Raw genomic sequence first — 23,545 nt, 5'->3', positions numbered from 1 at the left:
CCGGGGGGCGCGGCGCAGGATGGTTTAGCCCTGATGTCCGGCCAGAATGGCTTCGTCCACTTTGTGCCGGGTCAGGTACGGGGCAAACAGTTCAATAAAGGTATAGGCAAAGCCGCGCAGGTAGGCGTCCTTGCGGATGCCGATCTTGGTAATCGACGGTTCAAACAGATGGCTGGCGTCCAGCGCCACCAGTTCGCTGTCGCGTTCCGGTTCAAAGCCCATCGAGGCAATGATGCCCACGCCCAGACCAATGCTGACGTAGGTTTTGATCACGTCGGTATCAATGGCGGTCAGCACCAGATTGGGGGTGACGCCTGCCTGTTCAAAGGCATGGTTGATGCGGGTGCGTCCGGTAAACGCGGTGTCGTAGGTGACAATCGGATACTGGCCAATGTCGGCCAGGCTGATGGGGCGATCCAGCTGGGCAAGCGGATGGCCAACGGGCACCACCACGCTGCGGTTCCAGCTGTGGCAGGGCAGGGCGGCCAGTTCCTTATAAAGCAGGATGCCTTCGGTGGCGATGGCAAAGTCGGCTTCGCCGGCCACCACCATATCGCAGATCTGGGTGGGGTTGCCCTGCTTGAGCTGCAGGCGCACATTCGGGTAATGTTCGCGAAACGCCTTCACCGTGTCCGGCAGCGCGTAGCGCGCCTGGGTGTGGGTGGTGGCGATGATCAGGCTGCCTTCGGCCTCGCTGGCAAATTCTTCCCCCACCCGCTTGAGATTTTTGGCTTCGCGCAAAATCCGTTCGGCAATGCGCAGCACCTGCTTGCCTGGCTCGGACACCGCCACCACGCGCTTGCCATTGCGAATGAACACCTGAATGCCCAGTTCGTCTTCCAGCAGGCGGATTTGCTTGCTGATGCCGGGTTGTGAGGTATGCAGGGTTTCGGCGGCTTCGGAAACATTCAAACCCTGTTTGGCGACTTCGACCAGATAGCGGAGCTGTTGCAGTTTCATGGTAGGCAGGCTGTCGTGATGGAGAGAAAAGCAGCAGGCACCAGCGGAATGCCGTCGCCCCTTTTGCGCACGGGGTTTGCAAATAACCGGCTGCACTTAAATCCTAACACATTATTCTTTTGCGTACGCTTGTGCTTTGGGTAACATGCCGGTTCGGTCTAATCCCCTTCGTGTCTGCTGACCCGAACCGGGTGGGCCGTGATGGCTGAGCCAGCCCGGAGCCCCTCCGGCCAGCCCCCTTAGTTGACCCCTGTCTTCCGGAGCTTCCCGCATGGCGTATGCCGACAAACTTCCCGCGACCGAGCAGCTGCTTGAGCGCATTGCCCGTGACTACCGCCCGGCGGTGTTTGCCAACAGTCTGGGCGCGGAGGACATGGTCCTCACCGACCTGATTGCCAAGCTGGGCCTGGACATCGAAATTTTCAGCCTGGACACAGGCCGACTGCCGGCAGAAACCTACACGCTGCTGCAACAGGTGGGCGAGCGCTACCCCAGTCATCCGGTCAGCGTGTATTTTCCGCAGACTGACGCCACCGAGCAGTATGTGCGTGCGCACGGCATCAATGGGTTTTATCAGTCGGTGGAGCAGCGCAAGGGCTGCTGTGCGGTGCGCAAGATCGAGCCGCTCAAGCGGGCGCTGGCGGGCCGCCAGGCGTGGATTACCGGGCTGCGCCGCGAGCAGTCGCCCACCCGCCAGGACCTGGGCGATGGCGAATTTGACGCCGATAACGGCCTGTGGAAATTCAATCCGCTGATTGAATGGACCGAAGCTGACGTGTGGGAATACCTGCGCGCCCACGACGTGCCGTACAACGCGCTGCACGACCAGCACTACCCGTCCATCGGCTGTGCGCCCTGTACCCGCGCCATTTCGGTGGGTGAGGATGTGCGCGCCGGGCGCTGGTGGTGGGAAAACCCGGACTCCAAAGAATGCGGGCTGCACATCAAGGCCTCGCCGCTGCGCCGCCCTGGCAGCTGACCCGACACGCTCCTTTACCCTTACCCGAGATACCCCATGTATCGTTACGACGAAGTTGACTTTCGCCTGGTCAACGAACGGGTCGCCCAGTTCCGCGACCAGACCCGCCGCTACCTAGCTGGCGAGCTGACCGAAGACGAATTCCGCCCGCTGCGGCTGATGAATGGCCTGTATGTGCAGCGCCATGCGCCGATGCTGCGCGTGGCGGTGCCCTACGGCATGCTGTCCTCGCGCCAGCTGCGCAAGCTCGCGCATATTGCCCGCACTTACGACCGTGGCTATGCCCATTTCACCACCCGGCAAAACCTGCAGTTCAACTGGCCGGCGCTGGAAACCGTGCCCGATATTCTGGCCGAACTGGCCGAAGTGGAAATGCACGCCATCCAGACCTCGGGCAACTGCATCCGCAACACCACCTCTGACCACTTTGCCGGGGTGGCGGGCGATGAGCTGATTGACCCGCGCCCGTATTGCGAAATCATTCGCCAGTGGAGCACCTTCCACCCGGAATTCACCTTCCTGCCGCGCAAGTTCAAGATTGCCGTGTCCGGTGCCCGTGAAGACCGCGCCGCCACGCTGGTGCACGATATCGGCCTGCATGCCGTGCGTGCTGCCGATGGCGAAATTGGCTTTCGGGTGATCGTGGGGGGCGGTCTGGGCCGCACGCCGATCATTGGCAGCGTGATTCGCGACTTCCTGCCGGCCAGACATCTGCTCACCTACCTGGATGCCATCCTGCGCGTGTACAACCGCTTTGGCCGCCGCGACAACAAGTACAAGGCGCGGATCAAGATTCTGGTCAAGGCAATGACTGCCGCCGGCTTTGCCGCCAAGGTGGAAGAAGAATGGTCGCATCTCAAGGATGGCCCGGCTACCGTGCCGGCGGCTGAGTTTGAGCATATGGCCAAATTCTTTACCGCGCCAGCCTACGACACCAGCCTCAGCCGCAATGACCCGGCCTACACTGCCCAACTGGCCGCCGAGCCGGCGTTTGCCCGCTGGGTGGCGCGCAATACCCGCGAGCACAAGGTGGCCGGCTACCGGATTGTCACCCTGTCGTTGAAAGCCACCGGCGTGCCGCCGGGCGACGCCACGGCAGACCAGCTGGACGCGGTGGCCGACTGGGCCGACGCCTACAGCTTTGGCGAGCTGCGCGCGTCGCATGAGCAAAACCTGATTCTGGCCGACGTGCGCGAAACCGATCTGTTTGCGCTGTGGGAAAAAGCCCGCGCTGCCGGCTTTGCCACGCCGAATATCGGCCTGCTGTCCGACATCATCTGCTGCCCCGGCGGGGATTTCTGCTCGCTGGCCAATGCCAAGTCCATTCCGATTGCTGCTGCGGTGCAAAAGCGCTTTGACGACCTCGACTATCAGCACGACATTGGCGAGCTGGACCTGAACATGTCGGGCTGCATGAACGCCTGTGGTCATCATCATATTGGCCATATCGGCATTCTGGGCGTGGACAAGCAGGGTAGCGAGTGGTACCAGGTGTCGATTGGCGGCAGCCAGGGCGAACACGCCAGCCTGGGCAAGGTGATTGGCCCGTCGTTTGCCCAGGACGCCATGCCGGATGTGATTGAAAAAATCATCTCGGTGTATCTCGCCCAGCGCCACGCCGACGAGCGCTTTATCGACACCGCCCGCCGTATCGGCATCGACCCGTTCAAGGAGAAGGTTTATGGCCAAGCTGCTCATTAAAAACCGTCAGCTGGAACAAGACCGCTGGACCCTGGTGCGCGATGTCGAGGCTGGCGTGCCCGATGGTCCGGTGATTGTGCCGCTGGCGTACTGGAAACAGCAGCGTGACAGTCGCGCTGCTGCCGATTTCGGCGTATGGTTAGCCCCGGCTGACGATCCGGCAGAGCTGGCCGACGCAATGGCTGATTTGCCAGTGATTGCGCTGGATTTTCCGCAGTTTGTCGATGGTCGCAGCTACAGCAATGGCCGACTGTTGCGCGAACGCTACGGTTTTGCCGGCGAGCTGCGCGCAGTGGGCGATGTGCTGCGTGACCAGCTGTACGCGATGGAACAAGTGGGTTTTAACGCATTTTCGGTGCGAGAAGACCGCAATCCTGCCCAGGAACTCGCGGGATTGCAGGACTTCAGCACCGGTTACCAGGTCACTTTCCTTCGTGAGCAGGCGCTTTTCCGGCATGCCCGGTAACAGCACTGCTGCAACATGGCGGCGATAGCGTTATCTTTGTGGCAAGTCAGACACATGTTGCTTGCTTGCCACACTTGTGGATGCTGGCCGAATTGACAATATATAGTCAAAAACCTATATTCCCGGTAACTGCGAGCCACCGTTTCCTGTTGCTTGCGGCACGCACAACACATGCTATCTGCTTAATACACTCTCTAACGAAAGAGGCACACGGATGAATACCATGAACAAACTGAAACTCAGCGGTCTGGCTGGCGCGCTGCTCGTCGCTCTGTTCTCGGCTCAGGCTCACGCCACCAAGCCGGGCTATGTGGTGGACCAATCCACCGACGCAGTCACCCGCAACAACTACGGCGAATGCTGGAAAACCACCTACTTCGACAAGGCCAAGAATGGCCTGGCCGAATGCGGCGACGCTGTGGCTGCTGCTCCGGTGGCTGCCAAGCCGGCTGCTGCTCCGGTGACCACCAAGGAACGCATCTCGCTGTCCGCCAAGGTTCTGTTTGATTTCAACAAGGCCAACCTGCGTTCGGCTGCCAAGAACGAACTGGACCCGGTTGTCGCCAAGATCAAGCAACACGGCACCAACCTGCAAGGCGTTGTGGTTGAAGGCCACACCGACTACCTGGGTACCGACAAGTACAACCAGAAGCTGTCCGAAAGCCGTGCCAACACCGTGAAGTCCTACTTCGTGGCCAATGGCGTGCCGGCTGACAAGGTGACCGCTGTGGGCAAGGGCGAAACCGAAACCAAGATGACCCAGACCTGCAAGGCCAAGAAGCTGTCCTACGCCAAGCTGAAGGATTGCCTGGAGCCGGATCGTCGCGTGGATGTGGAAATCACGGGTCAAACCACCAAGTAATTTCTGCCCGCGTCAAAAAAACCCCGCGATTTCGCGGGGTTTTTTTCTGCCTGCCAGCACACAGCCGCTGGTGGTGCTCCCCGACGATACCGGCTAGAATCCAAGGTTTTCCAGCGATTTCGAGCGATGCAGGTTCATTTTGGTGCCTCACCCGCCCGGCCTTCGGCCTGTGCGCTGACCATAGGCAATTTTGACGGCGTTCATCTCGGACATCAGGCCATGCTGCACTGTCTGCGTGAACGCGCCAACGCACGCGGTTTACCCACCGCCCTGCTCACCTTCGAGCCCCACCCGCGCGAAGTGTTTGCCCGCGACAATCCGCCGGCCCGGCTGGCCACCCTGCGCGACAAAGTGCTGTATTTGCAGGAAAGCGGCCTGGTGGACCAACTCTACGTTTACCGCTTTACCCGTGGCTTTGCCGGTTTGTCGGCGCAGGCATTCATCGACCAGGTGCTGGTGACGGCGCTGGGTGCCCGCTACGTGCTGATTGGCGATGATTTCCAGTTTGGCGCGCGCCGCCAGGGCCATTTTTCCACTTTGCAAGCCTGTCCGGCGTTTGTCACCGAGGCGATGCCCACCATCAGCGTGCATGGCGAACGCGCGTCCAGCTCGCGCATCCGCACCGCGCTGGCAGCGGGGGATTTTGCCCACGCCGAGGCCTTGCTGGGCCGGCATTACCAACTGACTGGCCGGGTGATGCACGGCAAGAAACTGGGTCGCACCCTGGGCTATCCTACTGCCAATGTGCATCTGCCACACCGCAAGCCGGCGCTGGCGGGAATTTTTGTGGTGGAAGTGGACACCGCCCTGGGCCGCTTTGGCGGCGTGGCCAGCCTGGGCAAAAACCCCACGGTGGACACCACCGACAGCTACAAGCTGGAAGTGCATCTGTTTGATTTTGCCGGCGACCTGTACGGCCAGCTGATCTCGGTACGCTTTCTGGCCAAATTGCGCGATGAACAACGCTTTGACTCGCTGGCCGCGCTGACCGCGCAAATCGACGCCGACGCCGCCGCCGCCCGCCACCACCTATCGACCTTGCAGAGAGTTACCGCATGACCACCGACTCCAAAAAATACGCCGTCAACCTGCTCGACACCGCCTTTCCGATGCGCGGCGACCTGGCCAAGCGCGAACCCGGCTGGGTGGCGCAGTGGCAAGCCGGCCAACGTTACCAGGCGCTGCGCCAGCGTTGCGCTGGCCGGCCCAAGTTTGTGCTGCACGACGGCCCGCCCTACGCCAATGGCGATATTCACATTGGTCATGCCGTCAACAAAATCCTCAAGGACATCATTGTCCGCTCGAAAACCCTGGCTGGCTTTGACGCGCCCTATGTGCCGGGCTGGGATTGCCACGGCCTGCCCATCGAGCACCAGATCGAAAAACTGGTCAAGGGCGACAAAAAAGCCATTGAGGCCGCACCGGGCATTCACCAGTTGATCGTGGCCTATCGTCAGGAAAATGGCCTGGACCCGAAAGAAACCCGCCTGCCGGCGTCGGTGACCCGCAAGCTGTGCCGCTCCTACGCCAAAGTGCAGATCGAACGACAGAAAGCCGACTTTATCCGTCTGGGCGTGCTGGGCGACTGGGACAATCCCTACCTGACCATGAACTACCGCACCGAAGCGGACATTGTGCGCACGCTGGGCAAGATCCACCAGAACGGCTATCTGGTACAGGGCAAGAAGCCGGTGCACTGGTGTATCGACTGCGGCTCGGCGCTGGCCGAAGCCGAAGTGGAATACGAGGACAAAACCTCGCCGGCGATTGACGTGGGCTTTCTGGTGGCCGACACCGCCCGCCTGGCCGCGGCTTTTGGCCTGACCGCGCTGGAGGGCGACGCGCGCGCGGTGATCTGGACCACCACACCATGGACGCTGCCGGCCAACCAGGCGGTGGCGGTACACCCGAATCTGGACTACCAACTGTGGGCCACCGCCCGTGGCGCGCTGATTCTGGCTGCCGAGCTGGCTGAAGGTGCGCTCAAGCGCTACGAACTGGCCGATGGTGCCCAATTGCTGGGCCAGGCCAAGGGCGAAGCGCTGGACTTGCTGGCGCTGCACCATCCCTTCCAGCCGCGCCAGGTGCCGGTGATTCTGGGCGACCACGTCGGTGCCGACGCCGGTACTGGCCTGGTGCATACCGCGCCGGCGCATGGTCTGGAAGACTTCCATGCCGGGCTGAAGTACGGCCTGGCGGTGGACAACCCGGTGGGCGACGATGGCCGCTTTATCTCTGGCACGCCGCTGTTTGCCGGTTTGTCGGTGTGGGAAGCCAACCCGCAGGTGATCGACACCCTGAGCAGCCAGCACGCGCTGATGGCCAGCGAAAAGCTCAAGCACAGCTACCCGCACTGCTGGCGGCATAAAACCCCCATCATCTTCCGCGCCACCAGCCAGTGGTTCATCGGCATGGACAGCGTTGGCCAGGATGGCATCACCCTGCGCGCCAATGCCATGCGCGCCGTTGACCACACCCAGTTTTTCCCGACCTGGGGCCGCGCCCGGCTGGAAGCGATGATTGGCAACCGCCCAGACTGGTGCGTGTCGCGCCAGCGCAACTGGGGCGTGCCGATGACCTTCTTTGTCCACAAGGAAACCGGTGCCATGCATCCGCGTTCGGCAGAACTGCTGGAGCAAGTGGCGCTGCGCATCGAGCAGGAAGGCATCGAAGCCTGGTTCCAGCTCGACGCCGCCGAACTGCTGGGCGACGAAGCCAGCCAGTACCGCAAGCTGACCGACACCCTGGACGTGTGGTTTGACTCCGGCTCCACCCATTACGCCGTGCTGCGTCAGCGCGACGAGCTGAAATGGCCGGCGGATTTGTACCTGGAAGGCTCGGATCAGCATCGCGGCTGGTTCCAGAGCTCGCTGCTGACCGGCTGCGCCACCACGGGCCGTGCGCCGTACGACCAACTGCTGACCCACGGCTTTGTGGTGGATGGCCAGGGGCGCAAGATGTCCAAGTCGGTGGGCAATGTGATTGCCCCGCAAAAGATCAACGACACCCTGGGCGCAGATATCCTGCGCCTGTGGGTGGCGGCTACCGATTATTCCGGCGAGCTGGCGATTTCCGACACCATCCTCAAGGGGGTGACCGAAAGCTATCGCCGCCTGCGCAACACCTTGCGCTTCTTGCTGGCCAACCTGACCGACTTCGACCTGGCCCGCGATGGCGTGGCGGTGGCGCAGATGGTGGACATCGACCGCTACGCACTGGCCCAGGCGCAGCAGCTGCAGCAGCGGCTGACGGGCGACCTCTACCCGCGCTACGCCTTTCACCACGCGGTGCAGGAAATCGTCACCTACTGCTCGGATGACCTGGGCGCGTTCTACCTGGATATCCTGAAAGATCGGCTGTACACCACGGCGGCTGATTCGCTGGCGCGCCGCTCGGCACAGACCGCGTTGTGGCATATCACCCGCGCCCTGCTGCTGTGGCTGCAGCCGATGCTGTGCTTCACCAGCGACGAAGCCTGGGCGGTGTTTACCGGCAACGCGGACGACAGCGCGCTGTTCCACACCTGGCACACCCTGCCGGACGTGGCCGGGCAAGATGCGCTGCTGGCGCGCTGGGATACCCTGCGCACCCTGCGCGCCAACGTCAACAAGCTGATTGAAGACCAGCGGGTGGCCAATGCGCTGGGCTCGTCGCTGCAGGCGGAAGTCAGCATCGTGGCCGACGCCGCCCTGTATCCGCTGCTGACCGCGCTGGGGGATGACCTGAAATTTGTGCTGATTGTGTCCAAGGTCACGCTGAGCGCTGGCGAGCAGACCAGCATCACCGTCACCCCGGCCAGCGCACACAAGTGCGAGCGTTGCTGGCACTGGCGTGATGACGTGGGCAGCCACGCCGAACATCCCACCCTGTGCGGGCGCTGCGTGAGCAATCTGTTTGGCGATGGTGAGGCGCGGGTTCATGCATAAAGTGGCGCGCTGGTTTGCCCTGTCGGCGCTGGTCATCGTGCTCGACCAATGGAGCAAAACCTACTTCAACAGCGCTTACCAGTACGGGGAAATCCGCGAGGTGATCCCCGGCCTGCTCAACTTTGTGCTGGCCTACAACCCCGGCGCGGCGTTCAGTTTTCTGGCCGATGCCGGCGGCTGGCAGAAGTTTTTCTTCACCGGTCTGGCGTTTGCTGTCTCTGGCTGGCTGGGCTGGCAGATGGTGCGTGGCGCGCAAAGCGGGCTGATGAACCTGGCCAGCGCGCTGATCATCGGCGGCGCGCTGGGCAATGTGATCGACCGGCTGATCCACGGCCATGTGATCGACTTCATCCAGGTGTATTACCAGGCGTACTACTGGCCGGCATTCAATATTGCCGACAGCGCCATCTGTGCCGGCGCGGCGCTGATGGTGCTGGACAGCTTTCGTCAACCTGCCTCAAGGAAACCGGCATGAGCCAGCCCATTCAAGTATTGCTCGCCAACCCGCGTGGTTTTTGCGCCGGAGTGGATCGGGCGATTGCCATCGTCGAACGCGCGCTGGCCCAGTTTGGCGCGCCGATTTACGTGCGCCACGAAGTGGTACACAACAAATTTGTGGTGAACAATCTGCGTGAGCAGGGCGCGATCTTTATCGAGGAACTGAGCGACGTGCCGCCAGGCAGCACGCTGATCTATTCTGCCCACGGTGTGCCACTGTCGGTGCGTGCCGAAGCAGAAAGCCGTGGCCTGCGCGTGTTCGACGCCACCTGTCCGCTGGTGACCAAGGTGCATGTGGAAGTGCGCAAGATGCGCGATGCCGGCCAGGAAATCGTCATGATTGGCCACGCCGGCCACCCCGAGGTGGAAGGCACCATGGGCCAGTCGCCTGACGGCATGCATCTGGTGGAAACCGTGGCCGACGTTGACCGCCTGAATGTGCGTAACCCCGACGCGCTGGCCTATGTGTCGCAAACCACGCTGTCGGTGGACGAAACCCGCGACATCATTGCCGCGCTGCGCGAACGCTTTCCGGCCATCCACGGTCCAAAAAAGGACGATATCTGCTACGCCACGCAAAATCGCCAGGACGCGGTCAAGGCGCTGACCGAGCAGTGCGATCTGGTCATCGTGGTGGGCTCGCCCAACAGCTCCAACTCCAATCGCCTGCGCGAAGTGGCGGCGCTGCGCGGGGTGACCGCGTACATGGTGGACAACGCCGCCGAACTGAACCCCGACTGGTTTGCCCACGCCCGCCAGGTGGGGGTTACCGCCGGTGCCTCCGCCCCCGACGTGCTGGTGCGTTCGGTGATTGCCCGCATTGGCGAACTCGGTGCCAGCAGCGTGCAGGAGCTGGATGGGGTGGAAGAGCATGTGCGCTTTTCCCTGCCGCCGGGGCTGCGCGAGCGGGAAGAGGAGTAGGACGCCCGCTTGCTTGCATGTGTGTGAGGGCATCCCATACCATCCCATGGTATGGGATGTAACACCTAAGCAACGCAGGTGTCTTTGCAAGCGCTGCCGGCTCAGGCCGGCTGGCAGATGCCGGCAAACGCCTGAAAATAGCCAGGGAAAGTCTTGCCCACACATTTCGGGTCGTTGATGCGCACCGGTACACCCAGCAGCGCCACCAGTGAGAAACACATGGCCATGCGGTGGTCGTCGTAGGTGTCGATGGCGGCGTTGGGCGTCAGCTGCGCTGGCGGGGTGATGGCCAGCCAGTCGTCGCCTTCTTCCACCTCTGCGCCCACCTTGCGCAGCTCGGTGGCCATGGCGGCGATGCGGTCGGTTTCCTTCACCCGCCAGCTACCGATATTGCGCAGCACCGAACGGCCATCGGCGGCCAGCGCGGCCACCGCCAGGGTCATCGCGGCGTCGGGGATGTGGTTGAAATCGGCGTCAAAGGCTTTCACCCGGCCCGTGCCACGTGCTTCAATCCAGTTGTCGCCCCAGCGGATGTCGGCACCAATGGCAGCCAGCGCGTCGGCAAAGCGTACATCGCCCTGAATGCTGCTGCTGCCCACGCCTTCCACCCGCACCGGGCCACGCCCGAGCGCACCGGCGGCCAGAAAATACGAGGCGCTGGAGGCGTCGCCTTCCACATGAATCGCGCCGGGGCTGTGGTAGCGCTGGCTGCCATCCACGGTGAACGCCGCCCAGCCGTCGCGCTCGACCCGCACGCCAAAGCGCGCCATCAGGTTCAGGGTGATGTCGATATACGGCTTGGAGATCAATTCGCCAATCACTTCCACGGTAACGCGCCGGCCAGTCAGCGGCAGGGCCATCAGCAGCGCGGTGAGAAACTGGCTGGATACATCGCCACGCACTGCCACCCGGTCAGCGCCATTGGCGGCGGTGGGGGCCAGCGTCAGGGGGGGGTAGCCGGGGTTGCCGGTGTAAGTCACCTGCGCGCCCAGCCCGCGCAGCGCGTCAATCAGGTCGCCAATCGGGCGTTCGTGCATGCGCGGCACGCCGGATAACTGATAGTCGCCACCCGACAGCGCCAGCGCAGCGGTCAGCGGGCGAAACGCGGTGCCGGCGTTGCCCAGAAAGAAATTGCCGGCTTTCACCGGAAACGGCCCAGCCACGCCGCTGACGGTAAAGTCGCGGCTGTCGCCATGGCGCTGGACGCGCACGCCCAACTGGTCCAGCGCGGCCAGCATCACCGTCACATCGTCAGAATCCAGCAGGCCCAGCACGTCGGTCACCCCCTGGGCCAGCGCGGCCAGCAGCAAGGTACGGTTGGAAATGCTTTTCGAGCCAGGCAGCACAATGCTGCCTTCGGTGCGGGCAATCGGGGCGAGGTCGAGGTATTCCATACACTATCCGGCAAGGTCAAAGGGTCGGCGCACACCGCCAGGCCGGGCCACTCAGGTGGCGACATTTCAGGACAGGCGGATGCAGCCAGCACGCTACCACAAAGTGCGCCGTTTGGCAGGGGGTGGCCAGGATTAAACCGGCAATGCGCCATGCGCGCTCAGAACACCGCGCTGACGGCGCATCGGGTCAGCGCGCCAGCAATGTGGTTTTTGCCAGCCGCGTCATCCAGGCCCGGCGCTTGCCATGTACTACCAGCAGTTGGTCCAGCTCGCGCTGGAACTCGGCGCTGCGATCAACATACTGCATGGCTTCGGCCAGCGCGAGCATCCGCTGCAGCGCCTGATCGTAGCCGGAGGCCACGCCACGGTTCAGCTGGGTGTCGATTTCTGCCCACACCCGCGCCGATTCTGCGGCCAATGCCGTCAGCCGGATGGCGTGCTCGGCTTGTTGTCGGGCGTGCGCCTCGGCGGCCACCTGGCGTTCGGCCTGCTGCCTCTGCTGGCTAATCTGTTGTGCGAGATGCAGGATCTCAGCCACCAGACGACGCGGAGCAGGGGCTTGCTCAGGGTGCTGGGCCGCCTGCCAAGCCCGGAAGCGCTGGCGTACGCTGCGTTCGGCTTCTGGCGCGCGGCCTTCCAGCAGCAAGCGCACGCTGGCCTGCAGCACGTGTGCAGACTGAGCACTCAGCCAGCTGTCGTAATCAGCGTCGGAAACTGACTCAAGCGCCGGGCTGGCGCTGGCGGCGGCGGCCAGCAGGTCGGGGTCAAGCGCCAGAAACTCCGTCAGTGCCTGTTGCGCCGGCGTGAGTTCAGCCAGCCCTGCCGGTACCGGCGGCTCCATCTGGTCATCGTCCAGTTGCCCGGCGCACAGCCGCGCCAGCCAGCCCAGATAAAGCGGACGGGCATCGCCGCGCAGCAATTCAGCGCGCAAAGGCAGCAAGCGGACCATCCAGTCGGGGCCGTCGTCCTCGTTCCAGAAGCGCTCGTTCTCGCCAGACTCATCGCTAAAATGCCATGCCAGCAGATAATTGTCGCCGTAGCGGCTGCGGTTGAATGCATCCTGATCGTCCTGCCACTCACGGTTGTCGCATGGCTGGCAGGCCTCCAGCATCGACAGATCCAGCGCGTTGGCTGGCACCCGTAACAGCAGACAGCAACTGCCCCAACTGGCCGAATAGACATGGGCATCAAAATAGTGTTGCATCCATGCTTTGGCGTCACCCTTGAAGCTGCCCCAGTGGTATTCGTTGCTGAAGCTGCTGGCGGTAATGGTGGCCCGGCTGGAGTAGTGGCGCAGCTCGGCTTGCTGCTTGGCCGTCAATGGTTGATCGACCGCCGCAAATTCATAATATTGATATTCACTCATGGACGCATCCCGTGTGCGTGTTTGTCCTGCGCACAGTGTACTCAAGTTTGCTGATGGTGCCCCCGGATCATCGGCAGTGCCCCCGCTATCCGCCATGCGCCGGCCCCGGTAAAATGCCCGCTTTGCGTGATTTGGACAAACACCATGACGATCCCCGTCATCACCCTGGACGGCCCGTCGGCCTCCGGCAAGGGCACGGTTGCCGCCCGCATTGCCGCCCGTCTGGGCTTTCATTATCTGGATTCTGGCGCGTTGTACCGGTTGATGGCGCTATACGCCACGCGCCACGGCATCGGATTTGACCAGGAGGCTCGGCTGGCCATGGCGGCGGTGCGTCTGCCGGCCACCTTTGCCGAGGGCGTGGTTCAACTGGAAGGCGAAGACGTCAGCGAGGCGATTCGTGCCGAGGCCATCGGTATTGGCGCATCAAAAGTGGCGGTACTGCCGGCCTTGCGCGCTGCTTTATTGCAACGTCAGCGCGATTTTCGTCTGGCACCGGGGCTGGTGACCGATGGCCGCGACATGGGCTCGGTGGTGTTTCCCGACGCCCGCTTGAAGGTGTTTCTGACCGCCAGCGCCGCCGAACGCGCGCGGCGACGCCATAAGCAGTTGATCGACAAGGGGGAAGCTGCTAATATCGAGCAGATTCAGCAGGATATCGAGGAGCGGGATGCGCGAGACGCCGCCCGCGCCGTGGCACCGCTGAAAGCCGAGGCAGACGCCCATCTGCTGGATACCACGTCACTGAGCATCGACCAGGCGGTCGAGCAGGTGCTGGCCTGGTATGCCGCAGTGGCCAGCCAGCCGGGCTGACCCTGATTTGAATTGTATTCGCGCTGCGCTCGGGCAACCCGGGCGCAGTTGTGTTTAACCCACCCCGCACACCGCAAGGTGTGCATGCAAGAGTTCCTTATTAATGACTACCTCCACCCAAGAAAGCTTTGCCGCGCTGTTCGAGGAAAGCCTCGCCCTTCAGGAAATGCGCGCTGGTGAAGTGATCACCGCCGAAGTGGTGAACGTTGACCAGAACTTTGTCACCGTGAACGCCGGCCTGAAGTCCGAGTCGCTGATCTCGGTTGACGAGTTCAAGAACGACAAGGGCGAAGTTGACGTCAAGATCGGCGACTTCGTCACCGTCGCCATCGACTCGCTGGAAAACGGCTACGGCGAAACCAAGCTGTCCCGCGAAAAAGCCAAGCGCATGGCTGCCTGGATCGAGCTGGAAGAAGCGCTGGAAACCGGCAAGATCCTGTCCGGCGTGATCAGCGGCAAGGTCAAGGGTGGCCTGACTGTCATGGTCAACAGCATCCGCGCCTTCCTGCCGGGTTCGCTGGTTGATACCCGTCCGGTCAAGGACACCACCCCGTTTGAAGGCAAGCAAGTCGAATTCAAGGTCATCAAGCTGGATCGCAAGCGCAACAACGTGGTGGTGAGCCGCCGCGCCGTGCTGGAAGAAACCCTGGGTGAAGAACGCAAGGCCCTGCTGGAAAGCCTGAGCGAAGGCGCAGTGGTCAAGGGTATCGTCAAGAACATCACCGACTACGGCGCATTTGTCGATCTGGGCGGCATCGATGGCCTGCTGCACATCACCGACCTGGCATGGCGTCGTGTGAAGCACCCGTCCGAAGTGCTGGCTGTGGGCGACGAAGTCGAAGCCAAGGTGCTGAAGTTCGATCAAGAGAAGAACCGCGTGTCCCTGGGCCTGAAGCAGCTGGGCGAAGATCCGTGGGTGGGCCTGTCCCGTCGCTATCCGCAAGGCACCCGTCTGTTCGGTCGCGTGACCAACCTGACCGACTACGGCGCATTTGTGGAAATCGAACAGGGCATCGAAGGTCTGGTGCACGTGTCGGAAATGGACTGGACCAACAAGAACGTCCATCCGTCCAAGGTCGTTGCCCTGGGCGACGAAGTGGAAGTCATGATCCTGGAAATCGACGAAGACCGTCGTCGTATCTCCCTGGGCATGAAGCAGTGCCAGTCCAACCCGTGGGACGATTTTGCCGCCAACTACAAGAAGGGCGACAAGATCCGTGGCACCATCAAGTCGATCACCGACTTTGGCGTGTTCATCGGTCTGCCGGGCGGCATCGATGGCCTGGTTCACCTGTCCGACCTGTCCTGGCACGCCACCGGCGAAGAAGCTGTGCGCAACTTCAAGAAGGGTGACGAAGTGGAAGCCGTGGTGCTGTCCATCGACGTCGAGCGCGAACGCATCTCCATGGGCATCAAGCAACTGGAAGGCGATCCGTTCAACAACTTCGTGGCCATGAACGACAAGAACAGCCTGGTCAAGGGCGTGGTCAAGTCGCTGGATGCCAAGGGTGCCGTGATTCAGCTGGAAGCCGACGTTGAAGGCTACCTGCGTGCTTCCGAAGTGTCGCGTGACCGTGTGGAAGACATCCGCACCCACCTGAAGGAAGGCGACGAAGTTGAAACGCTGATCATCAATGTGGACCGCAAGGGCCGCTCGATCCAGCTGTCGATCAAGGCCAAGGATGCTGCTGAAGAAGCCGGTGCCATGAGCAAGCTGCAATCGTCTGACGTGAGCGCCACGGCTGGCACCACCAACCTGGGCGCGCTGCTGAAAGCCAAGCTTTCCGGTAGCAACGAGTAAGTTAGGTGGGCGATGACCAAATCTGAGCTCATCGCCAGGCTCGCGGAGCGTTATCCACAGCTTGTCGCCAAGGACACAGAACTCGCAGTCAAGACCATTCTTGACGCGATGGCGACAAGTCTGTCTCGTGGGCAACGGATCGAGATTCGCGGTTTCGGCAGTTTTGATTTGAACTACCGTCCGCCACGTGTTGGGCGCAACCCCAAGTCGGGCAGCAGTGTTGAAGTGCCGGAAAAATATGTTCCGCACTTCAAGGCCGGCAAGGAATTGCGCGAACGCGTGGACGCAATCGAACCCTGAGCCTACGCGCCCTGTCCTGCAGGGAACGCAGTCCCGCTGTTGGGCCGATACGGGCCACGGATGTTTGCATTCGTGGCCCGTGCTGTCCCGGCAGTGAACACCGCAGACTGGCACTACCCGAATATGCGCTGGGCTTTGTCCGGCGTATGTATTTTCTGGCTGTTCCTCCCACGCGCCCCCAGTGCCTGCCACTCGGGGCGCGTGGCGCTTTCTGCTTTCCTTCCGATATTATTCCGCCCGATATTATTCCGCTTCCTGTGCCACCACTTCCCGTGCCAGCCGGCAAAAATGCCGGGCGATTGGCGTACTGGCCGGCTCTGGGGTGAGCAGGCACAAATCCAGCTGCGGCGTGCCGGCATCGGTGCGGCAGTAGCTCACCCCCGGACGGGGCTGACGGCTGGCTGAGGCCGGAATCAGCAGCAGGCCCAGGCCCGCCGCCACCAGGGCAAACGCCGCGTGCAAGTCGCGCACATGCTGGACAATCCGGGGCTGAAACTCACGGCTACGGTACAGCTCCAGCACATGGCCACCGCCATCGGCGGCGTCGATGGTGATAAAAGGCGCGTCAGACAGCCTGGCCAGACTGAGCGATTCACGCTGCGCCAGCGGATGGCGGCTGGGCAGTGCCACCCAGGTGGGCTCATCCAGCAGCACGTCGCAGCGCAAGCCCGGCTGATGCAGGCCGGGACGCACCAGGCCGACATCCTGCTGACCACTGCGCAGCGCCACCAGTTGCGCATCGGGCGGGCGTTCCTGCAGCGCCAGCGTCACTTCCGGAAACGCCGCGTGAAAACGGGCGACAATCGCCGGCAACACAGAAAACACCGCCGAACCGACATAACCCACCCGCAACAGCCCGCTTTCGCCGCGTGCCGCTGCCTGCACTGCGCTGACCGCCTGATCCAGCCCGGCCAGCACCTGCTGGGCATGCGGAATCAGCGCCCGCCCCGCCGGGGTGAGCACCACCTTGCGGCTGTGCCGGGTAAACAGTGTTTCGCCCAGCGCGGCTTCCAGCTGCTGGATGGCGTTGGACAAGGGCGGCTGGGAGATGCACAGCCGCTCGGCCGCCCGGCCAAAATGCAGGGTGTCGGCCAGCGCCAGAAAATAGCGTAAATGACGCAACTCAATCCGCAAAACATGCGCAGACATGGCCACTCCGATGACAATCCCCCCTTCTGCTGACACCACCACCGAATGGGCCAAGACAGACAGGGCGCAACTTCTTACAATAGACACACGGTAGCACGCGCAGAAAGACGCTGACCCCGATGAAAACCCTTGCTTACCACTTGGTGAATGTGTTTGCCGAAACCCGCTTTGGCGGTAACCCGCTGGCGGTCTTTGAAGATGGCCGCGATCTGGACGACGCCACCCTGCAGGCGGTGGCTGCACAGATGAACCTGTCGGAGAGTGTGTTTCTGTTTCCGCCGCACAAGGCCGACACCGACGCCCATGTGCGCATTTTCACCCCTGGTTACGAACTGCCGTTTGCCGGCCACCCCACGCTGGGCAGCGCAGCGATTGTACGCCGGCTGGGCCGGGGCGGCGACCAGGTGCATTTGTCGATGGCCGCCGGGGTGTTTCCGGTAGTGGCTGAGGGCGATTGCTGGCAATTGTCGGCCAAGCCCCCGGTGGCGCAGCCACTGATGACCAACACCCACCGCCTGGCCGGCGCACTGGGGATTGCCCCGAATGAAGTGCGGGCGGCCCGGCTGATTGACTGTGGCACTGAACAATTGCTGGTGGAAGTGTGCTGCCGTGACGCCGTGCTGAACTGCCGCCCCGATGCCCGCCTGCTGGACGCCTACTGCCGCAACCGTCAGGGCGTGGCCATGGCGTATGTCTGGCATATCGAGCAGGGTGTGGCCACCGTGCGGCTGTTTTTCACCCACCACGGCCAGCTGGTGGAAGACCCCGGCACCGGCTCGGCCTGCGCCAATCTGGGCGGCTGGCTGCTGCTGGCCGGCAAGCACCCGCTCACCCTGCGGGTGGAACAGGGCCACGCGCTGAAGCGGCCCAATGTGCTGCATCTGCAGGTCAGCGCCAGCGGGGAAATTGCCGTGGCCGGGGAGGTGATCTGGCTGGGGCAGGGCATTTTGCAGGTATAAGCCTCAGCGGTTCACCCGGCTCGCTGCCGGTGCAAGGCCGCCTCGTGGATTCCGCCGCAAGCGGGCTAAGCATCTCCGCCATTCCTGCCATAAAAAAACAGCGATGGCGGCAACCATCGCTGTTCAACGTGGTGACTGGCCAACGCAGACCGTTGTCAGTCACTTTCCGGGGTAAAAGGGGGCCGTCAGCCGGCAGGCTGAGCTATCTCAGGCCTGTTGTTCTGCCGGGCGGGTGCTGACCGGTGCGCTGCTATCCTGCTGGTGCAGTTCCACCAGCGGGGTCGGGTCGTCCAGCTCACGGGCCAGGGTGGCCTTGTCCAGTGAGTTTTCCCAGCGCGCCACCACCACAGTGGCCACCGCGTTGCCAATCAGATTGGTCAGTGCGCGGGCTTCCGACATAAAGCGGTCGATGCCCAGAATCAGCGCCAGGCCGGCCACCGGGATGGTGGGCACGGTGGCCAGGGTGGCCGCCAGGGTGATGAAGCCGGAGCCGGTGACACCTGCCGCACCCTTGCTGGTCAACAGCAGTACGCCGAGGATGGTCAGCTCTTGCGTCAGCGTCAGGTCGATGCCGCAGGCCTGGGCGATGAAAATTGCCGCCATGGTCAGGTAAATCGACGTGCCGTCCAGGTTAAACGAGTAGCCCGTGGGCACCACCAGACCAACCACGGTCTTGTCGCAGCCCAGTTGTTGCAGTTTTGCCATCAGTCGCGGCAGGGCCGATTCGCTGGAGCTGGTGCCCAGCACAATCAGCAATTCTTCGCGAATGTACTTGATCAGTTTCCAAATCGAAAATCCGTTGGCCAGGGCAATGCTGCCCAGCACGCCAAACACAAACACCACGCAGGTGAAGTAAAACGTGCCCATCAAAGCGGCCAGCGAGGACAGGCTTTGCACGCCATACTTGCCAATGGTGAAGGCCATTGCGCCAAAAGCACCAATCGGGGCAAGTTTCATGATGAAGCCGATTACCACAAACAGGCCATGCGAAATTTGCTCCAGCAGATTCACCACCGGGCGGGCGCGCTGGCCCAGCGCCGACAGGGCAAAACCGAACAGCACCGAGAACAGCAGCACCTGCAGAATCTCGCCTTCAGCAAAGGCACCCACCACGCTATTGGGGATGATGTGCATGATGAAGTCCACCGTGGACTGCTCGCCGGCCTTGCTGGTGTATTTGGCCACCGAGCTGGCGTCCAGCGTGGCCGGGTCAACATTCATGCCGGCACCGGGCTTAACCAGATTGACCACAATCAGGCCAATGGCCAGCGCCAGCGTGGTGACCACTTCAAAGTACAGCAGCGCCTTGCCGCCCACCCGACCAACCTTTTTCATGTCTTCCATGCCGGCAATGCCGGTGACCACGGTACAGAAGATGATTGGCGCAATCATCATCTTCACCAGCTTGATGAAGCCATCGCCCAGCGGCTTGAGCGAGGCACCGGTTTGCGGCCAGAAATGGCCGAGCAGCACGCCCAGCACAATGGCGACAATCACCTGAAAATACAGCGAACGATAAAGGGGTTTGCGAGGTGTCATGGGGCAGACTCCGGTCGGGCAAAAAAACCCGCCAGCCAGGCCAGAAAGCAGCGTGGCGGCGACAAGGGGGAAGACGGTTTACCGGGGCGATAATGCGCGGATTTGTTGGAAAGCGAAATTAGGGCTGGCCCTATTCGGGAAAACCCGTATTGAACCCAAATTTACTTGTTTGGGCGTGCTTGACGGATAGCCAGACGCTGCGGCATGCTTGCCGCACAATTCAAACCAACGTTTGAAATAAAATCAACACGAGGAGACTGTGCATGAAACCTGCAATGCGAGTATTGGGCCTTGCTGCTGCCGTTTTGCTGTCGTCACTGGCTCAGGCCAGCGATGAATCGCCGGTGGGCACCTGGAAAACCATCGACGATGAAACCAAGCAGGCCAAGGCGCTGGTGCAGATCAGCGAGAGCGGCGGTGTGCTCAGTGGCAAGATCGTCAAACTGTTTGCCAACCCGGACGCCAAGTGTGACAAGTGCGACGGCGAGCGCAAGGACAAGCCGGTGCAGGGCATGACCATTTTGTGGGACCTGAAAAAAAGCGGGGACAGTTGGGAAGGCGGCAAGATTCTCGACCCGAAAAAAGGCCAGGTTTACAGCAGCAAGGCCAAGCTGACCGAGGGCGGCAGCAAGCTGGAAGTGCGCGGGTTCATGGGTGTGGCCTTGTTGGGCCGTACCCAGGTGTGGGAACGCCAGTAAACGCGGGCAGGCCACGGGCGCGATGGGGGCAGCATTGGCCTGTGGCCGGTTTCACCCAATGCGGTGAGCCGCGTTCCATCCGGGGTTCCAGCCAAGCGCGGCATGACATTCTCTCCGTCATGTCGCGCAGTCAGTGGGGTTGAGACGGCGTAGCCGACAGCAGTCGGCGCGCCGTTTTTTTTGTGCCTGGCAGGTACAATAGCCAGATGACTGCATCACGCCTGAAAGTGCCGCCAGCAACGGCCCAAAAACTTGCCCGTCTGGGCATTCAACTGCCCATGGATCTGGTGCTGCACCTGCCGCTGCGCTATGAAGACGAAACCCGCATCACCCCGATTGCCGATGCGCCCTATGGACAAAGTGTGCAGGTGGAAGGCGAGGTGCGCCAGTGCGAAGTGCAATACCAGCCACGCAAGCAGCTGCTGGCCCAGCTGGCCGACGCCAGCGGTGCCATCTGGCTGCGCTTTTTGCATTTTTATCCCAGCCAGCAAAAACTCTGTGCGGTGGGCCAGCGACTGCGCGTGGTGGGGGAACTGCGCAGCGGTTTTCATGGCGATGAAATGGTTCATCCCAAGGTACACAGCGCCAAGGCCGAACAGGCCCTGCCCGAGGTAATGACCCCGGTGTACCCCACGGTGCAGGGGCTGACCCAGCCGGTATTGCGCCGGCTGATTGCCAAGGCGCTGGAAGTGGAAGACCTGCGCGACACCCTGCCAGAAGCGCTGCGCCAGGCGCTGGCCCTGCCCGACTTTGCCGACGCGGTGCACACCCTGCATCACCCGCCGCCCGACTGCGCCCAGCAGGCGCTGGCCCTGCGTCAGCTGCCGGCCTGGCAGCGGCTGAAATTTGACGAGCTGCTGGCCCAGCAGCTGGCCATGCGGATTTTATACCGCCAGCGTCGCCACGGCGGTGCTCCCGTGCTGCATGGCGATGGCCAGTTGCGCCAGGCGCTGCTGACACACCTGCCGTTTGCGCTGACCGCCGCCCAACTGCGCGTGCTGGCGGAAATCGACACCGACCTGGGCAGCCCGCACCCGATGCGCCGGCTGCTGCAAGGCGACGTGGGCAGCGGCAAAACCGTGGTGGCAGCGCTGGCGGCGCTGACCGCCATCGAAGCAGGCTACCAGGCCGCGCTGATGGCTCCCACCGAGATTCTGGCGGAACAGCATTATCTGAAACTGCGCGACTGGCTGACGCCACTGGGGTTGAACGTGGCCTGGGTGTCCGGCAGCCAGAAAAAAACCGCCCGCAGCGCCGCACGGGCCGCCATGGCCAGCGGCGACGCCCACCTGACCATCGGCACCCACGCGCTGTTTCAGGACGATATCGGTTTTGCCCGTCTGGGCTTGGTGATTGTCGATGAGCAGCACCGCTTTGGCGTCAGCCAGCGCCTGGCGCTGAGCGGCAAGGGTGGCGAGCCACACCAGCTGATGATGAGCGCCACGCCAATTCCACGCACGCTGGCCATGAGTTATTACGCCGATCTGGATGTGTCGGTGATTGATGAATTGCCGCCGGGGCGCACGCCGATTGTGACCAAGCTGATCAACGCCGCTCGCCGCAGCGAGGTGATGGGCGCGGTGGCTGGCGCGGTGGCCAAAGGCCAGCAGGCGTACTGGGTGTGTCCGCTGATTGAAGAAAGCGAAACCCTGCAGCTGCAAACTGCCGTGGACACTCACGCCGAACTCAGCGCCGCCCTGCCGGGCATTCAGGTGGGGCTGGTGCATGGCCGGATGAAAAGCAGTGACAAGGCCACGGTGATGGCGGCGTTTCAGCGCAATGAAATCCAGCTGCTGGTGGCCACCACGGTGATTGAAGTGGGCGTGGACGTGGCCAACGCCAGCCTGATGGTGATCGAACACGCCGAGCGCATGGGGCTGGCCCAGCTGCACCAGTTGCGTGGCCGGGTGGGCCGGGGGGCGGCAGAAAGTCGCTGCGTGCTGCTGTTTGAAGCACCGCTATCCGAGCTGGCCAAGGCACGGCTGAAGGTGATGTACGACAGCACCGATGGCTTTGAAATTGCCCGCCAGGATTTGCGCCTGCGCGGCCCCGGTGAGTTTCTCGGGGCAAAACAAAGCGGCACACCGATGCTGCGCTTTGCCGACCTGGACGCCGACCAGCCCTTGCTGGACGCCGCCCGCGACTGGGCCCCGCGCCTGCTGGCCGAACAACCCGAGGCGGTGCAGGCGCATTTGCAGCGCTGGCTGAGTGGACGTGAGCAGTTTTTGCGTGGGTGACGGGGCTGCCACTCAGGCTGGAGCCTTGCTGCTGGCTGGCCCAGCCCTGAACCGGCCCTGAAATTCATGGGCTGGTCTGCTGGCGTGGCGGTACAATCCGGTGTGTTGGCGGCTGCCGCCTGGCAACTGCCTGTGTCTGACCCTTTCGGCCTGCCCAATTTATGCCTGTCGTAGAAAAAAACGTGCTGGTCACGCATAGCCCGGCCCAGATGTTCCACCTGGTGGACGATGTTGAACGTTATCCAAAATTCCTGCCCTGGTGTGGCCAGGGCGAGGTGATCTCGCGTCAGGGCCCCGAGCTGGTGGCCAGCCTGCATATTGATTACCTGAAAATTCGTCAGCACTTCACCACGCGCAATTACAACCACGACGACTACAGCATCGACATGACGCTGGTGGACGGCCCATTTGAGCACCTGACTGGGCGCTGGCGCTTTATTCCGCTGGGAGAACTGGGCTGCAAGATTGAGTTTCGGCTCAGTTATGCATTTTCCAGCAAGATTCTGGAAAAAGTCATCGGCCCGGTGTTCAGCCATATTTCCGGCACGCTGGTGGATTGTTTCATTCGCGAGGCAGACAAACTGTATGGCGACGACTGAGCTGCTCACCATCGAAGTGGTGTACGCCTTGCCCGAGCAGCAAACCCTGCTGACGGTCAAGCTGCCGGCTGGCAGCACGGTGGCGCAGGCCATTGAGCAGAGCGGCCTGCTGACGCGCCATCCTGAGCTTGATTTAAGCCAGCACAAGGTGGGAGTGTTTGCCAAAGTGGCCGCACTGGATACTGTGCTGCGCGAGCACGACCGGGTGGAAATTTACCGTCCGCTGCTGGCCGATCCGAAAGAAGTGCGCCGCCGTCGGGCCGCAGAAGGCAAGGTGATGCGCAAGGGCGGCGGCGAGGCGGGATAATCACCCTGAGCCCGCCTGCCGGTCAGTTGCCGGCGGTGTGGTTTTGTGCGTGGCGGGGTGTGCTGTCGAG

Annotated in this window: 21 protein-coding genes; 16 read left to right on the top strand and 5 right to left on the bottom strand. The window is 62.4% G+C overall.

Annotated features, from left to right (window positions below):
• Positions 1-24 precede the first annotated feature (24 nt).
• Positions 25-960 carry an HTH-type transcriptional regulator CysB gene (cysB, locus tag BXU06_RS11025; protein WP_077299504.1) on the bottom strand — a complete coding sequence of 312 codons (936 nt, stop codon included), beginning with the start codon at positions 958-960 and terminating at the stop codon, positions 25-27.
• Between the two features lie 271 nt (positions 961-1,231).
• On the opposite strand from cysB, the gene BXU06_RS11020 reads away from it, so the two are divergent.
• The 8 genes from BXU06_RS11020 to ispH all read left to right on the top strand — a co-directional run bounded on the left by BXU06_RS11020 (position 1,232) and on the right by ispH (position 10,313).
• Positions 1,232-1,939, top strand: a complete 708-nt coding sequence (locus BXU06_RS11020) for a phosphoadenylyl-sulfate reductase (RefSeq protein ID WP_077299502.1) — start codon at positions 1,232-1,234, stop codon at positions 1,937-1,939.
• Positions 1,940-1,975: 36 nt separating this feature from the next.
• Positions 1,976-3,640, top strand: a complete 1,665-nt coding sequence (locus tag BXU06_RS11015; RefSeq protein ID WP_077299500.1) for a nitrite/sulfite reductase — start codon at positions 1,976-1,978, stop codon at positions 3,638-3,640.
• A complete protein-coding gene (locus BXU06_RS11010; RefSeq protein WP_150125178.1) occupies positions 3,621-4,106 on the top strand; it encodes a DUF934 domain-containing protein in 486 nt (161 codons plus the stop codon). The genes BXU06_RS11015 and BXU06_RS11010 overlap by 20 nt, the downstream gene beginning before the upstream one ends.
• Before the next feature lie 223 nt (positions 4,107-4,329).
• Complete coding sequence (locus BXU06_RS11005) at positions 4,330-4,968, top strand: OmpA family protein (protein ID WP_077302822.1); 639 nt, start codon at positions 4,330-4,332, stop codon at positions 4,966-4,968.
• Between the two features lie 126 nt (positions 4,969-5,094).
• Positions 5,095-6,027, top strand: coding sequence for a bifunctional riboflavin kinase/FAD synthetase (locus BXU06_RS11000; protein ID WP_077299498.1), 933 nt, complete (start codon positions 5,095-5,097; stop codon positions 6,025-6,027).
• The gene (gene ileS / locus BXU06_RS10995; RefSeq protein ID WP_077299496.1) at positions 6,024-8,894 is read left to right on the top strand and encodes an isoleucine--tRNA ligase; all 2,871 of its coding nucleotides are present in this window, start codon (positions 6,024-6,026) and stop codon (positions 8,892-8,894) included. The genes BXU06_RS11000 and ileS overlap by 4 nt, the downstream gene beginning before the upstream one ends.
• A complete protein-coding gene (lspA, locus tag BXU06_RS10990) occupies positions 8,887-9,369 on the top strand; it encodes a signal peptidase II (RefSeq protein ID WP_171982197.1) in 483 nt (160 codons plus the stop codon). Before ileS ends, lspA begins: the two co-directional genes overlap by 8 nt.
• The gene (ispH, locus tag BXU06_RS10985; protein ID WP_077299492.1) at positions 9,366-10,313 is read left to right on the top strand and encodes a 4-hydroxy-3-methylbut-2-enyl diphosphate reductase; all 948 of its coding nucleotides are present in this window, start codon (positions 9,366-9,368) and stop codon (positions 10,311-10,313) included. The genes lspA and ispH overlap by 4 nt, the downstream gene beginning before the upstream one ends.
• Positions 10,314-10,414: 101 nt before the next feature.
• On the opposite strand, the gene aroA is transcribed toward ispH, so the two are convergent.
• Together aroA and BXU06_RS10975 are read right to left on the bottom strand one after the other, a co-directional pair.
• Entirely contained in the window at positions 10,415-11,707 is a 1,293-nt protein-coding gene (aroA, locus tag BXU06_RS10980; protein WP_077299490.1) for a 3-phosphoshikimate 1-carboxyvinyltransferase, read from the bottom strand.
• A gap of 187 nt (positions 11,708-11,894) precedes the next feature.
• A complete protein-coding gene (locus tag BXU06_RS10975) occupies positions 11,895-13,073 on the bottom strand; it encodes a hypothetical protein (protein WP_077299488.1) in 1,179 nt (392 codons plus the stop codon).
• Between the two features lie 144 nt (positions 13,074-13,217).
• On the opposite strand from BXU06_RS10975, the gene cmk reads away from it, so the two are divergent.
• The 3 genes from cmk to BXU06_RS10960 all read left to right on the top strand — a co-directional run bounded on the left by cmk (position 13,218) and on the right by BXU06_RS10960 (position 15,987).
• A complete protein-coding gene (cmk, locus tag BXU06_RS10970) occupies positions 13,218-13,886 on the top strand; it encodes a (d)CMP kinase (RefSeq protein ID WP_077299486.1) in 669 nt (222 codons plus the stop codon).
• Between the two features lie 103 nt (positions 13,887-13,989).
• Positions 13,990-15,687: a 30S ribosomal protein S1 gene (gene rpsA / locus BXU06_RS10965; protein WP_077299484.1), complete on the top strand. Its 1,698-nt coding sequence runs from the start codon at positions 13,990-13,992 to the stop codon at positions 15,685-15,687.
• Positions 15,688-15,699: 12 nt separating this feature from the next.
• Positions 15,700-15,987 carry an integration host factor subunit beta gene (locus BXU06_RS10960; RefSeq protein ID WP_077299482.1) on the top strand — a complete coding sequence of 96 codons (288 nt, stop codon included), beginning with the start codon at positions 15,700-15,702 and terminating at the stop codon, positions 15,985-15,987.
• 243 nt (positions 15,988-16,230) lie between these two features.
• Here the strand turns inward: BXU06_RS10960 and BXU06_RS10955 are convergent, their stop codons facing one another.
• Positions 16,231-17,136: a LysR substrate-binding domain-containing protein gene (locus tag BXU06_RS10955; RefSeq protein ID WP_077299480.1), complete on the bottom strand. Its 906-nt coding sequence runs from the start codon at positions 17,134-17,136 to the stop codon at positions 16,231-16,233.
• Positions 17,137-17,255: 119 nt separating this feature from the next.
• Between BXU06_RS10955 and BXU06_RS10950 the strand changes: the two genes are divergently transcribed.
• Positions 17,256-18,095 (top strand): PhzF family phenazine biosynthesis protein, encoded by an 840-nt coding sequence (locus BXU06_RS10950; protein WP_077299479.1) that lies wholly within the window; start codon positions 17,256-17,258, stop codon positions 18,093-18,095.
• A 207-nt stretch (positions 18,096-18,302) separates the two neighbouring features.
• On the opposite strand, the gene BXU06_RS10945 is transcribed toward BXU06_RS10950, so the two are convergent.
• Positions 18,303-19,634, bottom strand: coding sequence for a dicarboxylate/amino acid:cation symporter (locus tag BXU06_RS10945; RefSeq protein WP_077299477.1), 1,332 nt, complete (start codon positions 19,632-19,634; stop codon positions 18,303-18,305).
• A gap of 263 nt (positions 19,635-19,897) precedes the next feature.
• Here BXU06_RS10945 and BXU06_RS10940 point away from each other — a divergent pair, with 263 nt between their 5' ends.
• The 4 genes from BXU06_RS10940 (at position 19,898) to BXU06_RS10925 (ending at position 23,475) form a co-directional block, all read left to right on the top strand.
• Complete coding sequence (locus tag BXU06_RS10940; protein WP_077299475.1) at positions 19,898-20,332, top strand: DUF2147 domain-containing protein; 435 nt, start codon at positions 19,898-19,900, stop codon at positions 20,330-20,332.
• A gap of 206 nt (positions 20,333-20,538) precedes the next feature.
• A complete protein-coding gene (recG, locus tag BXU06_RS10935) occupies positions 20,539-22,569 on the top strand; it encodes an ATP-dependent DNA helicase RecG (RefSeq protein WP_077299473.1) in 2,031 nt (676 codons plus the stop codon).
• A 161-nt stretch (positions 22,570-22,730) separates the two neighbouring features.
• Complete coding sequence (locus BXU06_RS10930; RefSeq protein WP_077299471.1) at positions 22,731-23,168, top strand: type II toxin-antitoxin system RatA family toxin; 438 nt, start codon at positions 22,731-22,733, stop codon at positions 23,166-23,168.
• Positions 23,155-23,475: an RnfH family protein gene (locus BXU06_RS10925; protein WP_077299469.1), complete on the top strand. Its 321-nt coding sequence runs from the start codon at positions 23,155-23,157 to the stop codon at positions 23,473-23,475. The genes BXU06_RS10930 and BXU06_RS10925 overlap by 14 nt, the downstream gene beginning before the upstream one ends.
• Positions 23,476-23,545: the final 70 nt, after the last annotated feature.

It is taken from the genome of Aquaspirillum sp. LM1 (genome assembly GCF_002002905.1).
In the GTDB taxonomy this organism is placed as follows: domain Bacteria; phylum Pseudomonadota; class Gammaproteobacteria; order Burkholderiales; family Aquaspirillaceae; genus Rivihabitans.
The sequence above is the reverse complement of the archived record's forward strand: the minus strand, read 5'-3'. Positions and strand labels throughout refer to the sequence as shown.

Bases quoted from the DNA above. Each gene is read 5' to 3' on its own strand.
- ispH (WP_077299492.1), top strand. From the start codon at position 9,366: ATGAGCCAGCCCATTCAAGTATTGCTCGCCAACCCGCGTGGTTTTTGC.
- BXU06_RS11005 (WP_077302822.1), top strand. From the start codon at position 4,330: ATGAACAAACTGAAACTCAGCGGTCTGGCTGGCGCGCTGCTCGTCGCT.
- BXU06_RS10930 (WP_077299471.1), top strand. From the start codon at position 22,731: ATGCCTGTCGTAGAAAAAAACGTGCTGGTCACGCATAGCCCGGCCCAG.
- BXU06_RS11010 (WP_150125178.1), top strand. From the start codon at position 3,621: ATGGCCAAGCTGCTCATTAAAAACCGTCAGCTGGAACAAGACCGCTGG.
- aroA (WP_077299490.1), bottom strand. From the start codon at position 11,707: ATGGAATACCTCGACCTCGCCCCGATTGCCCGCACCGAAGGCAGCATT.
- cmk (WP_077299486.1), top strand. From the start codon at position 13,218: ATGACGATCCCCGTCATCACCCTGGACGGCCCGTCGGCCTCCGGCAAG.
- rpsA (WP_077299484.1), top strand. From the start codon at position 13,990: ATGACTACCTCCACCCAAGAAAGCTTTGCCGCGCTGTTCGAGGAAAGC.
- BXU06_RS10925 (WP_077299469.1), top strand. From the start codon at position 23,155: ATGGCGACGACTGAGCTGCTCACCATCGAAGTGGTGTACGCCTTGCCC.
- lspA (WP_171982197.1), top strand. From the start codon at position 8,887: ATGCATAAAGTGGCGCGCTGGTTTGCCCTGTCGGCGCTGGTCATCGTG.
- BXU06_RS11020 (WP_077299502.1), top strand. From the start codon at position 1,232: ATGGCGTATGCCGACAAACTTCCCGCGACCGAGCAGCTGCTTGAGCGC.
- BXU06_RS10940 (WP_077299475.1), top strand. From the start codon at position 19,898: ATGAAACCTGCAATGCGAGTATTGGGCCTTGCTGCTGCCGTTTTGCTG.
- BXU06_RS10975 (WP_077299488.1), bottom strand. From the start codon at position 13,073: ATGAGTGAATATCAATATTATGAATTTGCGGCGGTCGATCAACCATTG.
- BXU06_RS10945 (WP_077299477.1), bottom strand. From the start codon at position 19,634: ATGACACCTCGCAAACCCCTTTATCGTTCGCTGTATTTTCAGGTGATT.
- BXU06_RS11000 (WP_077299498.1), top strand. From the start codon at position 5,095: ATGCAGGTTCATTTTGGTGCCTCACCCGCCCGGCCTTCGGCCTGTGCG.
- ileS (WP_077299496.1), top strand. From the start codon at position 6,024: ATGACCACCGACTCCAAAAAATACGCCGTCAACCTGCTCGACACCGCC.
- recG (WP_077299473.1), top strand. From the start codon at position 20,539: ATGACTGCATCACGCCTGAAAGTGCCGCCAGCAACGGCCCAAAAACTT.
- BXU06_RS11015 (WP_077299500.1), top strand. From the start codon at position 1,976: ATGTATCGTTACGACGAAGTTGACTTTCGCCTGGTCAACGAACGGGTC.
- cysB (WP_077299504.1), bottom strand. From the start codon at position 960: ATGAAACTGCAACAGCTCCGCTATCTGGTCGAAGTCGCCAAACAGGGT.
- BXU06_RS10960 (WP_077299482.1), top strand. From the start codon at position 15,700: ATGACCAAATCTGAGCTCATCGCCAGGCTCGCGGAGCGTTATCCACAG.
- BXU06_RS10955 (WP_077299480.1), bottom strand. From the start codon at position 17,136: ATGTCTGCGCATGTTTTGCGGATTGAGTTGCGTCATTTACGCTATTTT.
- BXU06_RS10950 (WP_077299479.1), top strand. From the start codon at position 17,256: ATGAAAACCCTTGCTTACCACTTGGTGAATGTGTTTGCCGAAACCCGC.